Source organism: Streptomyces sp. NPDC087844 (assembly GCF_044742785.1).
In the GTDB taxonomy this organism is placed as follows: Bacteria; Actinomycetota; Actinomycetes; order Streptomycetales; family Streptomycetaceae; genus Streptomyces.
On record NZ_JBIUVD010000010.1, the window covers coordinates 56,310 to 69,776 of the forward strand.

A 13,467-nucleotide genomic window follows, 5' to 3' on the forward strand; every position below is an offset into this window, starting at 1 on the left:
CTCCTAGGGGTGAGCGCCCTGGGGCCGGACCCCCAGGACCCGCAGTCGCATCCGCCGTTGGCCCACCGGTAGCGGGTGCGTCTGCGGGCGCGTGGGGGTTGCCCGCGCAGTTCCCCGCGCCCCTGAAAAAGCCGGGGAGGCCCTTACGGGGCTTCCAGGAGCGCCATGGCCGCGTTGTGGCCCGGCACCCCGCTCACGCCTCCGCCCCGCACCGCGCCCGCGCCGCAGAGCAGGATGTTGGGGTGGGCGGTTTCCACGCCCCAGCGACCGGTGTCCTCCTGGGTGTGGGGGAACGCGAGGTCGCGGTGGAAGATGTTGCCGCCGGGGAGCCGGAGGTCACGCTCCAGGTCGAGGGGCGTCTTGGCCTCGATGCACAGGCGGCCGTCCCCGTCGGTCGCCAGGCAGTCGACGATCGGTTCGACGAGGTGTGCGTCCAACTGCGCCAGGGTCGACTTCAGCAGTTCCCGGCGTACGCCGTCGTTGTCCTTCGCGAAGAGCCGGGCGGGTGTGTGCAGCCCGAAGAGCGTGAGCGTGTGGTAGCCCTGCTGGACCAGGTCGGGGCCCAGGATCGTGGGATCGGTCAGCGAGTGGCAGTAGATCTCGGAGGGCGGTGCCTCGGGCAGTAGGCCGGCCGAGGCCTGCGCGTGCGCGGTCGCCAGTTGCTCGTACCCCTCGGCGATGTGGAAGGTCCCGGCGAAGGCCTCGCGCGGGTCGACGGAGGTGTCGCGCAGCCGGGGCAGCCGCTTCAGCAGCATGTTGACCTTGAGCTGGGCGCCTTCGGCGGGGGCGGGCGGTTCGCCGCCGGTCAGCCGCGCGAGTTCCTGCGGGGAGGCGTTGACGAGCACGTGCCGGGCGGCGACCGTTGCCTCGCCGTCCGCGGTGCGGTAGGTGACCTCGGCGGCGCGTCCGTCGGTCTCCACCCGGACCGCCTCATGGCCGGTCGCGAGGACCGCGCCGGCGTTGCGCGCGGCGGCGGCCAGCGCGTGGGTGAGCGCGCCCATGCCGCCGACCGGAACGTCCCAGGCTCCGGTGCCGCCGCCGATCACGTGGTACAGGAAGCAGCGGTTCTGCCGCAGGGACGGGTCGTGGGAGTCGGCGAAGGTGCCGATGAGGGCGTCGGTGAGGACGATTCCGCGCACGAGGTCGTCGGCGAAGGTGTCCTCCACGGCGATCCCGAGCGGCTCCTCGAAGAGGACGCGCCAGGCGTCCTCGTCGTCGATGCGGCGGCGCAGTTCGTCGCGGGTGGGGAGCGGCTCGGTGAGGGTGGGGAAGACCTTCTTGGCCAGGCGGCCGGTCATGCCGTAGAAGCGCTGCCAGGCCTGGTACTCGCTGCCCGAACCGGTGAGTTTGGCGAAGGCCTCCCGGGTGCGCCGCTCGCCGCCCCCGACGAGCAGTCCGGCGGGCCTGCCGCTCCGCTCGGTGGGGGTGTACGAGGACACGTTGCGGCCGCGCACCCGGAAGTCGAGACCCAGATCCCGGACGATCTTCCGGGGCAGCAGACTGACCAGATAGGAGTAGCGCGACAGCCGGGCGTCGACTCCGGCGAACGGCCGCGTCGACACGGCGGCACCGCCGGTGTTCCCCAGCCGCTCCAGAACGAGCACGGACTTCCCCGCGCGGGCCAGGTAGGCGGCGGCCACCAGCCCGTTGTGCCCTCCGCCGACAATGACGACGTCGTGTTCCCGGTATCCCTCGTGAGCACCCATGCCCCTAGGTAACACGCAAAGATCCACACCGACCACCCTCACACGCACCCGGCGGCCCCCCAGGCGGGGACGCCCCCCCCCAAGGGGCGCGGGGAACGGCGCACCCGGCCACGAGCGGCCCGCACCCGAAAAACCCCGCCCAACCCGCGCCCCTCAAGGGGCGCGGGGAACGGCGCGACCAACCACGACGGCCCCGCACCCAAAAACCCCGCCCAACCCCCACCCCCCAAGGGGCGCGGGGAACTGCGCAACCAACCACGACGGCCCCGCACCCGAAAAGCAACCCAGGGGCGGGGGGGGCGTGGGGCACAGCCCCAGTGCAGGCAAAGGCAGCCCGGCGCCTCAATAGGCCCCGGAAACCCGCTGCCGCAACGCAGCCACTCTCCGGTACAACTCCGCCGCCTCCCCCACCCGCCCCAACTGCTCCAGACAGTGCGCCTCGTCATTACGGCTGACCAGAGCATCGAGATGGTCGGCACCGAGCACCCGCTCACGCGCCCCGGCCACCTGCCGGTACTCCGCGAGCGCGTCCCCCCACCGGCCGAGCCAGCCGAGCCCGACGGCGACCTCGCGACGGCTCACCAGGGTGTCCGGGTGATCGGGCCCGAGGACCCGCTCCCGGATGGCGCACACGTCACGGGACTCGGCGAGCGCCTCCTCCCACCGGCCGAGCCGTCCGAGGTTGACCCCGAGGCCGTGCCGGGCGCGCAGGGTCTCGGGATGGGCGGGCCCGTGCACGCGGGTCCGGTCGTCGATCAGTTCCCGGTACAGCTGCAGGGCCTGCGCGCTGTGCCCGAGCCGGCCGAGGCTGATGCCGACCTCGTAGCGGGCGGCGAGTGTGTCCGGGTGGTCGGGGCCGAGCGCCTGCGCCCGGGCCCCGGCGACTTCCCGGTAGCTGCCCAGCGCCTCGGTCCACCGCCCCAACTGGCCGAGCGCGTACGCCACTTCGTACCGGGTGACGAGTGTGTCGGGATGGTTCGCGCCGAGCACACGGGCGCGGGCCGCGGCCACCTCGCTCGCCATCCGGTACGAGTCCTCAAGACGCCCGAGCCTGCTGAGGTTGAAGGCGAGGTTGTGGCGGCAGCGCAGGGTGTCAGGGTGGTCGGGTCCCATCGCGCGTTCCCGGGTGGCGAGCACGCCCGTATAGACCTGGTGCGCCTCCAAGTGTCGGTCCAACTGGCCCAGTACGTACGCCATTTCCTGGCGGGCGGCCAGGGTGTCCGGGTGGTCGGGGCCGAGCACGTGCTCCCTGGCGCGGGCCACGTGGGTGTATTCGCGCAGCGCGTCGGCGGGGCGGCCCGTGCGGCTGAGGGTGAAGCCGACCTCGTAGCGGCTGGCCAGGGTGTCGGGGTGGTCGGGCCCCAGGGCGTGCTCGCGTTCGGCGGCGACGGCGCGGTGCACCTCGCCGGCCTCCGCCCAGCGGCTCAGCCGTCCGAGGCTGAGCCCCGCGTTGTGGCGGCCGGTGAGTGCGGTGAGCGACTCGGGGGACGGGGTGAGCCGTTCGGCGGGCAGCGGGTCCGGGGTGCCGCGGGTGTCGGTGCGCGCGATCCAGTCGCCGGTGAGGCCCGCGGCGGCGTCCGGGGGTGTGACGCGCAGTCCCGCGCCGGTCCCGGTCGCCTTGTGGCCCGTGCTCATACCGCGGGTCCAGGACGGCAGACGCGCCTCGCGGGAGACCGGCCGCTCGGCCACCTCAGGGCCTGCCGTCGCTGTAGGGCCTGCCATCGCCGCAGAGCCTGCCGTCGCTTCAGGTCGTCCCGTCACCTCGGAGCGTCCCGCCGCCTCGGGCCACTCCCGCACCTCGGGCCACTTCACCGCCTCGGGCCGCACGGGCGCCGACACCTCGGTCGGTACATACGCCGGTGTGGTGCGGCCCGCGCCGATCCGGCGTCCCAGCTCGCGGGCGTCGTGCGGTCGCCGTCCGGGCTCCTTGGCCAGCAGGTCGAGAATGATCCGGTCCAGGAACTCGGGGAGTTCGGCCCGGCGGCTGCGTGGCGGCTCGGGTGCCGTGTCGCGGTGTCCGACGAGGACCGCCCACGCGTCGTCGAGGTCGAACGGCGGGGCGCCGGTGGCGATCTCGTACAGCACGCAGCCGAAGGAGTAGAGGTCGCTGCGCTGGTCGACCTCGGTGCCGCCGATCTGCTCGGGTGACATGTAGTGCGGAGTGCCCATGGCGATGCCGGTGCCGGTGAGGCGTGAGGTGAAGCCGATGTCGTGGCCGAGGCGGGCGATGCCGAAGTCGCAGATCTTCACCGTGCCGTCGTCGAGCCGCATGATGTTGGCGGGCTTCAGATCGCGGTGCACGATGCCCTGCTGGTGGGTGTAGGCGAGGGCGGCGGCGACCTGCTCGGCGACGTCCACGATGTCGCCGACCGGCAGAGGATGCTGCCTGTTGTCCTCCAGGAGCTGGCTCAGGTTGCGCCCGTCGAGCAACTCCATCACCAGGTACAGGACGCCGTCGTACTCGCCGAAGTCGTGGACGACGGTCACGCCGCGGTGCTGGAGGGCCGCGGCCACCCGCGCCTCGCGCCGGAACCGCTCCCGCAGCACACGCGTGAACGCGGTCTCGTGATGATGGCCCAGCGGTTTGAGGCACTTGACGGCGACCTGTCTGCCCAGCGACTCGTCCCGCGCCCGCCACACCTCTCCCATGCCCCCTCGACCGATCAGGTCGAGCAATCGGTACCGGCCCTGGATGAGCCTGGTCTCCCCCATCTGCCGCGATCGCCCCCGTCGTCCGGACCCGCCCTCCCCTGGCCCGCCCAGTATGACGAGCTATGGTCCGACTTTGTACGGTGCGGGGCGCGAGCCGGGGCCGAGCCGTGACATGGCGCGGATAATGTGTTTGGGCGGCAGTTGCCAGCGCAGACGTGCGGGAACGCAGCGCAGCACGGTGCCCGTGAGGCGTAGCCGCCGGGTCGCCGTCCGGGGCGACCGTACGGATCTTCCGTACAACTCATGTGCGTACGGCGGCAGTGAGGCGTACGCGGTCTGCGCCACCCACTGCCACAGCAGGGCCCGCGCCGGGACCAGCAGCGGGTGGACGGGCGGCCTGCGCAGGAAGTCGTCGACGTCCCGCGCCTCCGGTCCCGCGGTCAGTTCCGGCCGCGTCTTCTCGAAGTACGCCGCCAGCTCGCCCTGGTCGGACGGTACGTCGGCGGGGTCGAGACCCACCAGCCGGGCGCTGACGCGGTGTTCGTCGATGTACCGGTCGGCCTGCGCGTCCGTGAGCCGGAGACCGGAGCGGCGCAGGACGTGCAGATAGGAGTCGATCTCGGCACAGTGGACCCACAGCAGCAGCGCGGGTTCGTCGATCCCGTAGCGCTCCCCCGTGCCGGGGTCGGTCGCCGTGAGCATCGCGTGGATCCTCCGCACGCGCGCACCGGCCTCCTCGGCCGCCTCCCTCGTCCCGTACGTGGTGGTGCCGACGAAGTGGGCCGTACGCATCAGACGGCCCCAGGCGTCCTTGCGGAAGTCGGAGTTCTGCATGACACCGCGCACCGCGCGCGGGTGCAGCGCCTGGAGGTAGAGCGCGCGGACCCCGGCGACCCACATCATGGGGTCACTGTGCAACCGCCAGGTCACGGAATCCGGACCGAACAGACCTGGGTCGCCGGTGTGCTCCGCATCCATGTGTTCCCCCTCCACATCCACACGCTCACCCTCTGTGTGCTGTACGTGGACCGCACAGTCAGCTAGCGCCGCACCCTCGGCATCCCCAGGCCGATCCACGCGATGATCTCCCGCTGGATCTCGTTGTTGCCGCCGCCGAAGGTGAAGATGACGGCTGAGCGGTAGCCGCGCTCCAGGTCGCCGTGGAGGACCGCGCCCGCCGACCCCTCCTTGAGGACGCCCGCGACGGCGACGACCTCCATGAGCCAGGCGTACGCGTCACGGCGGGCCTCGGACCCGTACACCTTGACCGCGGAGGCGTCCTGCGGAGTGAGGCTGCCCTCCTGGACGGCGTTCACCATCTGCCAGTTGAGGAGTTTCATCGCGTCGAGCCTGATGTGGGTCCGGGCGAGGGTCCGGCGCACCCAGGGCAGGTCGGCGACCCGGCGGCCGTCGGCGAGTTTGGTCTCCATGGCCCAGCGCTGTACGTCGTGCAGGGCGCGGACGGCCATGGTGCCGTGGGCGGCGAGCGTGACGCGCTCGTGGTTGAGTTGGTTGGTGATCAGCCGCCAGCCCTTGTTCTCCTCGCCGACGCGGCGGGAGGCGGGGACGCGGATGTTCTCGTAGTAACTGGCGGTGGTGTCGTGCGAGGCGAGGGTGTTGATGAGCGTGCAGGAGTAGCCGGGGTCGGAGGTCGGCACGAGGAGCATGGTGATGCCCTTGTGCGGCGGGGCGCCAGGGTCGGTGCGGACGGCGAGCCAGACCCAGTCGGCCGTGTCGCCGTTCGTCGTCCAGATCTTCTGGCCGTTGACCGTGTAGTGGCCGCTCTCCTCGTCTCCTTCCCTGACCGCCTTCGTCTTCAGGGCGGCCAGGTCCGTGCCCGCGTCGGGCTCGCTGTAGCCGATCGCGAAGTCGATCTCGCCGGACAGGATCTTCGGCAGGAAGTACGCCTTCTGCTCGTCCGTGCCGAACTTCATGATGGTCGGCCCGACCGTGTTCAGTGCCATCAGCGGCAGCGGTACGCCGGCCTGGGCGGCCTCGTCGAAGAAGATGAACTGTTCCATCGGTGTCAGACCGCGCCCGCCGTACTCCTTCGGCCAGCCGACGCCCAGCCAGCCGTCGGAGCCAAGCCGACGGATGGTTTCACGGTAGAAGCGCTTCTGCGCGGCCGGGGCGTCGTACCGGGCGTGCACGTCGTCCGGTACGAGTTCGGCGAAATAGGCGCGCAGTTCGGTGCGCAACCGCCGCTGCTCCGGCGTGTATTCGAGATGCACGGCGCCTCCCTGACTCCCCGACCCGCTGCCGCGGGCACCCGGACCTGACGGCGCACACCGTAGAACGTGTTCCAGAAATAGGGAATGCCGGCGACATGCCCCGATGGGTCATCGCAGCTGACGGAGGAACTCCGTACAGGCACGGGCGCAGTCGCGGCAGGCCTGGGCACTCTCCTCGGAACCGGAACCGGAACCGGAACCGGAACCGGAACCGAGGTCGAGCTCGAAGACGCGGGCGGTTTCGAGGCAGACGGTGCGGCACCACTCGACCTGGGATCGCATGGCGTCCTCGGACTGCGTGACCTGCTCCGCCAGGAGACGGCACGTCGCGTCGCAGACCTCCGTGCACAGGATGCCTTTACGCCGGATCAGTTGCTGGCCCTCGGGACCGTCGATGTCGGCCAGGCTCGCACGCAGGGCACACGCCCTCGCGCACTCGGTGCAGGCCTGCGCACAGGCGAACCGGTCCTCTAGGAAACGAACGAGTTCCTGAAGCTCTGTTACTGACACATGGTCCGGGTGACCGGACGCCGCCGCGCCAAACCCGGTGAGAACAAGCGGGTCGAGAGTGGCCCGGCGTGCGGAATATGCCGAGCGTGCTGAAGTTATTGACGTGGTCACGACCGCGCTCTACGTTCTGACCGGCTCACCGAACCTTGTTCGATATACCGACGGTCGATATACCGACGGATCCGACGACGGCCGTCGGATTCCGACAGGTCACGGCGAGTGCGTGCCCCGGCAACCATCCCGGTGCGGGCGACCACTGATCCGCGACAACGTACGGATCGGCAGACAAGGAGGCCTCGTGCGCACTGCGGGCATGCTCACAGGGACAGCGCTGACAGCGCTGAGTGTCGCGCTGACGACGGTGGTGACCCCGGCTCCGGCGACGGCCGTACCAGCCGTACCCACCGCATCGACCTCGCCAACCGCGCCGACCGCGCCGACCATCGTGGTGGCCGTCGACGGGAACGACTCCGCCGCGGGCACACTCGGACAACCGCTGCGGACCATCCAGAAGGCCGTCGACAGGGCGAAGCCGGGTGATGTCATCGCCGCACGCGGCGGCACCTATCCCCTGACCGACAACATCACCGTCACCACCTCGGGAACGGCGTCGCAGCCAATCTCTCTGGGCGCCTACCCTGGCGAACGGGTCGTCATCGACGGCGAACAGCTGCCGGCCAGTCACACACCGGTCGGCGGCAGCATCCCGCGCGCCGAGCGTGGCGCCGTCCACCAGGAGGCCTCGTACTGGAAGGTCTCCGATCTGGAGATCGTCAACGGGCCGTACGGCTATTACTGCGACGGCTGCGACAACAACGTGTTCTCCCGCCTCACCACGCACGACAACTACGAGTCCGGCTTCCAGCTCCAGGGCGCCTCCGCGGGCAACCAGATCCTGAACCTGGACAGTTACGGCAACCGCGACCCGCGCAAGAACGGCGAGAGCGCCGACGGGCTGGCCATCAAGGAGGGCAGCGGGACCGGCAACATCGTGCGGGGCGCGCGGCTGTGGAACAACGTGGACGACGGTTACGACGCCTGGAAGTTCACCTCGCCGGTCGTGGTGGAGAACACCATCGCGTACGGCAACGGCTACAACCGCTGGAACTTCCCCGACTTCGCGGGCGACGGCAACGGCTTCAAGCTGGGCGGCGGGAGTCCGGCCCCGGCGGTGGCCCACGCACTGCGGAACTCGGCCGCGTACCGGAACGCGGCGCACGGCGTCACCGACAACGGCAATCCCGGCGCGCTCGCCCTGAGCCGCAACACGACGTTCCGGAACACGGGCACCGGCTTCGACGCGGACGGCTCGGGCGGCACTGCGGTCCTCACCGCCAACCTCTCCGTCGCGGACTCCCGGGCCGCCGCCCTCGGCCCCACGACCACGTCCTCGGGCAACTCCTGGGATCTGGGCGGCACTTGGGGCGAGTCGTCGGTCGTGAGCACGGACACGGGCGCCATCACCGGACCGCGCGCGCCCGACGGCTCACTGCCACCGGCCCGGGACTTCCTGGTCCCGCGGGACGGTACGCCGATCGGCGCCAGGTTCTGAACCACCCGCAGGAACACCGGCCCCATGAACCGGCCCCTTGCACCATCCCCATGAACCATCCGCCTGAACGCTGCACCCGAACCACCCCGTGGGCCCCGGGACGGACGACCCCGGGGCCCACGGGGTCCGCACAACCAGCACCGCAGCACCACCGGCACCACCAGCACCACCACAGCCCAGCGCAACACGAACGGCAGGCACGCGTCCACGAGGAGAGCCGCACATGATCACGCCAGACAGACCCGCCGGATTCACCGGATACACCGGATCCACCCCCACGCCGGACGCGACCGGCGCGCCCCGGTCCTTCGCCCCCTCGCGCCGGAACCTGCTGCGGGCCATGGCCGCCGTCCCGGTCTCGGCCCTCGCCGTGGGTGGACTGCCGGGCCTGCCCGGTTCGGCCGCGGCGGCCGCACCGCCCAGCGGCTCCGCCACCCGCTACACCATCGTGCCGTTCCTGAACAGCAACGACGGCACCGTGAACGTCTACCAGTCGGACGACGCGACGGACTTCCGGCTCCTCAAGGCCTCCGCGTACACCCCGCCGGCGAACCGGATCCGGGACGCCAGCCTCCTCAAGCACACCGACGGCTACTACTACATCACCTACACCACCCACACCTGGCAGGACACCAGCACCACCATCGGCTTCGCCCGCAGCTCGGACCGGAGCAACTGGACGTTCCTGTACGACTACACGGTCCCCATCACCAACCTGTCGCGCGCCTGGGCGCCGGAGTGGTTCGTCGACAGCGACGGCAGCGTGAACATCCTGGTGTCCTGCTCGACCGCCAACGACGAGTGGATCTTCACCCCGTACCGTCTGCGGGCCACTAACTCGGCTTTGACGGCGTGGAGTTCACCGGTCGCGCTGTCCGGCATCGGCACCAACCACATCGACACGTTCGTGGTACGGACCGGCTCGACCTACCACGCCTTCACGAAGAACGAGACGTCGAAGTACATCGAGTACGCCACGGCCGGCGCCCTCACCGGGCCGTACACCATCAGCCGGACCGGGAACTGGGCCGGCTGGGGCGGCACCCGTGAGGGCGCCGCGCTGATCCAGCTCGACAACGGGGCGTGGCGGATCTTCTTCGACGGGTACGGCGACGGCAGTTACTACTACAGCGACAGCTACGACAGCTTCACCACCTGGAGCGCGCCCCGGGCACTGCCGGGCGTCTCCGGTACCGCGCGCCACTTCACCGTGCTCAAGGAGACGGTCTCCGGCGGGGTGAGCCTGCCGACCGGGGTGACCCGTTCGCTCCGGTCGGGCAACTACACCACCCGCTACTGGCAGGACCAGTCCGCCCTGCTCAACCTGCCCGTGGTCACCGCGTCCAGCACGGCCGCGGAGAAGCAGGCGTCCACGTTCACCGTCGTGGCGGGTCTCGCCGACGGGAACGGCCGCTCCTTCCGCAACGCGGCCGGCAACTACCTGCGGCACTGGGACTTCCGGGGCCGTTTCGACGCGAACGACGGCTCGTCCACGTTCGCCGGGGACGCCACGTTCATCGCCCGTACCGGCAGCGCCAGTGGCTCGGTCCGGCTGGAGTCGTACAACTATCCCGGCCACTACCTGCGCCACTACAACTACCAACTGCGCGTGGAGCCGTCGGACGGCACCGACCTCTTCCGGCAGGACAGTTCGTTCGTGGCGGCCACCGCCTGGGCCTAGGTGTTCTGTCCACAGCGGTTTCCGGCAGACGCGCGTCCGGCGGCCGGGCGGACCTCCATGGGGGAAGAGAGGTCCGTCCGGCCGCCGGATGTCAGCGTGCCTGTGAGTGGTGTCCGGGCCGGCGCCTCCGGGTGGGGCCGGAGTCACCGTCCGGGCGGAGCATCTTGCCGAGCAGAACCTCTTGGCGCGTCTCGCGTTCGAGGTTCCGGACGCAAGTCACGCTGATGAACCGGAACGTATTCGGTAAGCGCTTTCTAGTCAACGCCTCGCGCAATCCGCATCCGGCCGACTCCGTACCGCACGGCCGGTGTGTAATGGGAGGCCAGAGACCGAACCACCGGGAGTGTCCATGGCCGCCGACCGGCCCCGACTGCTGTTCGTGACCGATCTGGCCTACCCCGCCAAGGGCCGCAGGTACTGCGCCGAGGACATCTTCCTGACCTCCCGGCTCCGCGAGGACTTCGACCTCGCGCTGTGCCACCCGCTCGACGCGCCCGCACTGATGGACTGCCCCGGCTTCGACGCGGCCGTGGTCCGCAACAGCGGACCCGTCCTGCACCACCAGGCCGCGTACGACGACTTCCGCGACCGGGCGACGGGCCGCGGTGTACCGGTCTGCACCCAGCTGACGGGCAAGGGCGACCAGGCCGGCAAGCAGTACCTGGTCGACCTCACCGCCCAGGGCTTCCCCGTGATCCCGACCGTCGACCGGCCGGAGGATCTCGGGCTGCTCCCGGAGGCGGCCGCATACGTGGTGAAGCCGAAGTTCGGCGCGGACTCGATAGGCCTGGAGTTCGTCCCCCGGGAGCGGCTGCGGACCCTGACCTACGACGACGGTCCGGGTGTCCTCGTCCAGCCGCGCATCGACTTCCGGTACGAGGTGTCGTTCTACTACGTCGACCACACCTTCCAGTACGCCCTGTACGCGCCCCGCCCCGACCGGCGCTGGCACCTCGAACGCTACGAACCCACGCCCGCCGACCTGGATTTCGCGGCGCGTTTCATCGACTGGAACGACATCGACCACGGAATCCAGCGCGTCGACGCCTGCCGCGCCCCTGACGGCGGACTGCTCCTGGTCGAGTTGGAGGATCTCAACCCCTATCTGTCCCTGGACCTCCTCGACGACGCGACCCGTGACTCCTTCGTGGCGAGCTTCAAGGCCTCGCTCCACCGCCTGCTCGGCCGCGCCTGATCGCCGCCGTCCTGCGCCGTCCTCCGCCGTACGCCCACGGGCGCGGGCGCGTGACCTGGCGCGACACGGGACGGCTCGGCCCGTCACGCGCGATGCGCGTCTCCCCGGCGGCTCTTGACACGCCCGGACCAGGTCGCTTTACTCCATCCAACGCCAGCCGAGCACCTGGCGCGAGAGGGACGCCCAGCCGGTAGACGGTCCACGCACCGTGAGCCCGGACAAAGTCGCCAGGACGGCCGCACAGCGGCGGATTCCGAGGCGGGGACGTACCCCCCGGTCCCTGGAGCTCATCATGTTCCTCCCCCTCCCCCACCGGATGACCTCGTTCGGTGACCACGTGAGCGTGGCCGGGTGCCAGGAGCCCACCTCTCCGCGAATGCGGCACCGTACGCGCTGATCGCCTCGGCGCCGCCCCGCGCACCGCGCATCGCGCACTCCGCGTTTTCGGGCAACCCGCGCTGCCGGTCATGCCGGTACCACCGTCGCCGCCGGTGGCAGCGCGCGTCACCTCACCGACCCGCACCGCCGGCCGGGTCGTGGCGCCCCGCACCACCATCCCGTACCGCCTCACGCACGTACTCCTGGGGGCTCATATGGCCGCAGCACATCGCCCGAGCGGCACTCCCGCACGACCGACCCGCCGTACGGTGCTGCGGCGCGGTGCGGCGGTGGCGGGCGGCGCCGCCGCGGCAGCAGCCGTGTCGGCATGCGCGGGACCGGGCAGCGGTGTCGACGCCGACGGCCGGGTGAGGATCGAGGTGTGGCACGGACAGACCGACACCGGCCGGGCCGCGATCGAAGACCTGACGGCCGAGTTCAACCGCACCCATCCGCGCATCCGGGTCGACCTCGGCGGCGGTGTCCTCTCGGACGCGATGCTGCAGAAGATCACCGCCGCCCTCGCCTCCGGCTCGTTCCCGGACATCGCCTACATCTTCGGCTCCGACCTGGCGAGCGTCGCCCGCAGCCCCTCCGTGGTGGATCTGACGGACACGTTCCACTCCGGCCCTGTTCCTTGGAAGGACTTCTGGGCGCCGGCCCGCGAGGCGGTCACCCTCAACGGCCAGGTACGGGCCGCGCCCGCGCTCATCGACTCGCTGGCGGTGGTGTGCAACAAGAAGCTCTTCCGTGACGCCGGTCTGCCGCTGCCCCGGCCCGGCTGGAGCTGGGACGACTTCACGAGGACGGCGGCCGAGCTCACCGATCGTGCACGCGGTGTCTTCGGCACGGGCTGGCCCGGCGTGGGCGACGAGGACACCGTGTGGCGGCTGTGGCCGATGATCTGGGACCTCGGAGGCGATGTCACCAGCCGGGACGGACGGCGGATCGGCTTCGAGGACACCGGTCTCCGGGCCCTGCAGACGGTGGAAGCCCTGGTGAAGACGCGGAGCGTCTACATCGACGCCAAGCCCGGCAGCGAACAGATGTACCGGGTCTTCCTCTCGGGCCGCATGGGCATGGCCGTCACCGGCCCGTGGCAACTCCCCGACATCCGGCAGGCGAAGGTCGACTACCACGTCGTGCCTCTGCCCAGCTACAGCGGCAGACCCCTCACCATCTCCGGGCCCGACACCTGGACCGTCTTCGACAACGGCACCGCCCGCGTCGAAGCGGCCCGCACCTTCGTGACCTGGCTGTCGCGGCCCGCCCAGGACGTGCGGTGGGACATCAAGGCGGGCAGCCTGCCCATGAGCCGGGGCACCCAGGCGCTGCCCCAGTGGCGGAAGCAGGAGAACGACACCCCGGGACTGCGGGTGTTCACCAAGTCCCTGGAATCGGCGCGGGTGCGGCCGGTGCATCCGGCGTATCCACAGATCTCGCAGTCACTCGGCCAGGCGATCACCGCCGTGCTCCTCGGCCGCAGCTCCCCCGCCGAGGCCCTGCGCGACTGCGTGGACGAAGCCAACGCCGCCCTGCTCATTCCGCGTTGAGAGGACCTG

Annotated in this window: 9 protein-coding genes; 4 read left to right on the forward strand and 5 right to left on the reverse strand. The window is 70.8% G+C overall.

Going from position 1 to position 13,467, the window contains the following annotated elements:
• Positions 1–143 precede the first annotated feature (143 nt).
• The 5 genes from ACIOKD_RS20705 to ACIOKD_RS20725 all read right to left on the reverse strand — a co-directional run bounded on the left by ACIOKD_RS20705 (position 144) and on the right by ACIOKD_RS20725 (position 7,099).
• Entirely contained in the window at positions 144–1,706 is a 1,563-nt protein-coding gene (locus tag ACIOKD_RS20705; protein ID WP_402085848.1) for a phytoene desaturase family protein, read from the reverse strand.
• A gap of 342 nt (positions 1,707–2,048) precedes the next feature.
• Complete coding sequence (locus ACIOKD_RS20710; RefSeq protein WP_402085851.1) at positions 2,049–4,418, reverse strand: tetratricopeptide repeat protein; 2,370 nt, start codon at positions 4,416–4,418, stop codon at positions 2,049–2,051.
• A 60-nt stretch (positions 4,419–4,478) separates the two neighbouring features.
• Positions 4,479–5,336, reverse strand: a complete 858-nt coding sequence (locus ACIOKD_RS20715) for an oxygenase MpaB family protein (RefSeq protein WP_402085855.1) — start codon at positions 5,334–5,336, stop codon at positions 4,479–4,481.
• 62 nt (positions 5,337–5,398) lie between these two features.
• A complete protein-coding gene (locus ACIOKD_RS20720; RefSeq protein WP_402085858.1) occupies positions 5,399–6,589 on the reverse strand; it encodes an acyl-CoA dehydrogenase family protein in 1,191 nt (396 codons plus the stop codon).
• Between the two features lie 108 nt (positions 6,590–6,697).
• On the reverse strand, positions 6,698–7,099 hold the full coding sequence (locus ACIOKD_RS20725; protein ID WP_402085861.1) for a four-helix bundle copper-binding protein: 402 nt from the start codon (positions 7,097–7,099) through the stop codon (positions 6,698–6,700).
• Between the two features lie 298 nt (positions 7,100–7,397).
• Between ACIOKD_RS20725 and ACIOKD_RS20730 the strand changes: the two genes are divergently transcribed.
• The 4 genes from ACIOKD_RS20730 to ACIOKD_RS20745 all read left to right on the forward strand — a co-directional run bounded on the left by ACIOKD_RS20730 (position 7,398) and on the right by ACIOKD_RS20745 (position 13,458).
• On the forward strand, positions 7,398–8,651 hold the full coding sequence (locus ACIOKD_RS20730; RefSeq protein ID WP_402085865.1) for a right-handed parallel beta-helix repeat-containing protein: 1,254 nt from the start codon (positions 7,398–7,400) through the stop codon (positions 8,649–8,651).
• Between the two features lie 340 nt (positions 8,652–8,991).
• Positions 8,992–10,332: an AbfB domain-containing protein gene (locus ACIOKD_RS20735; protein WP_402086409.1), complete on the forward strand. Its 1,341-nt coding sequence runs from the start codon at positions 8,992–8,994 to the stop codon at positions 10,330–10,332.
• A gap of 349 nt (positions 10,333–10,681) precedes the next feature.
• Positions 10,682–11,527: a hypothetical protein gene (locus ACIOKD_RS20740; protein WP_402085868.1), complete on the forward strand. Its 846-nt coding sequence runs from the start codon at positions 10,682–10,684 to the stop codon at positions 11,525–11,527.
• A 593-nt stretch (positions 11,528–12,120) separates the two neighbouring features.
• Positions 12,121–13,458 (forward strand): ABC transporter substrate-binding protein, encoded by a 1,338-nt coding sequence (locus ACIOKD_RS20745; RefSeq protein ID WP_402086411.1) that lies wholly within the window; start codon positions 12,121–12,123, stop codon positions 13,456–13,458.
• Positions 13,459–13,467 lie beyond the last annotated feature (9 nt).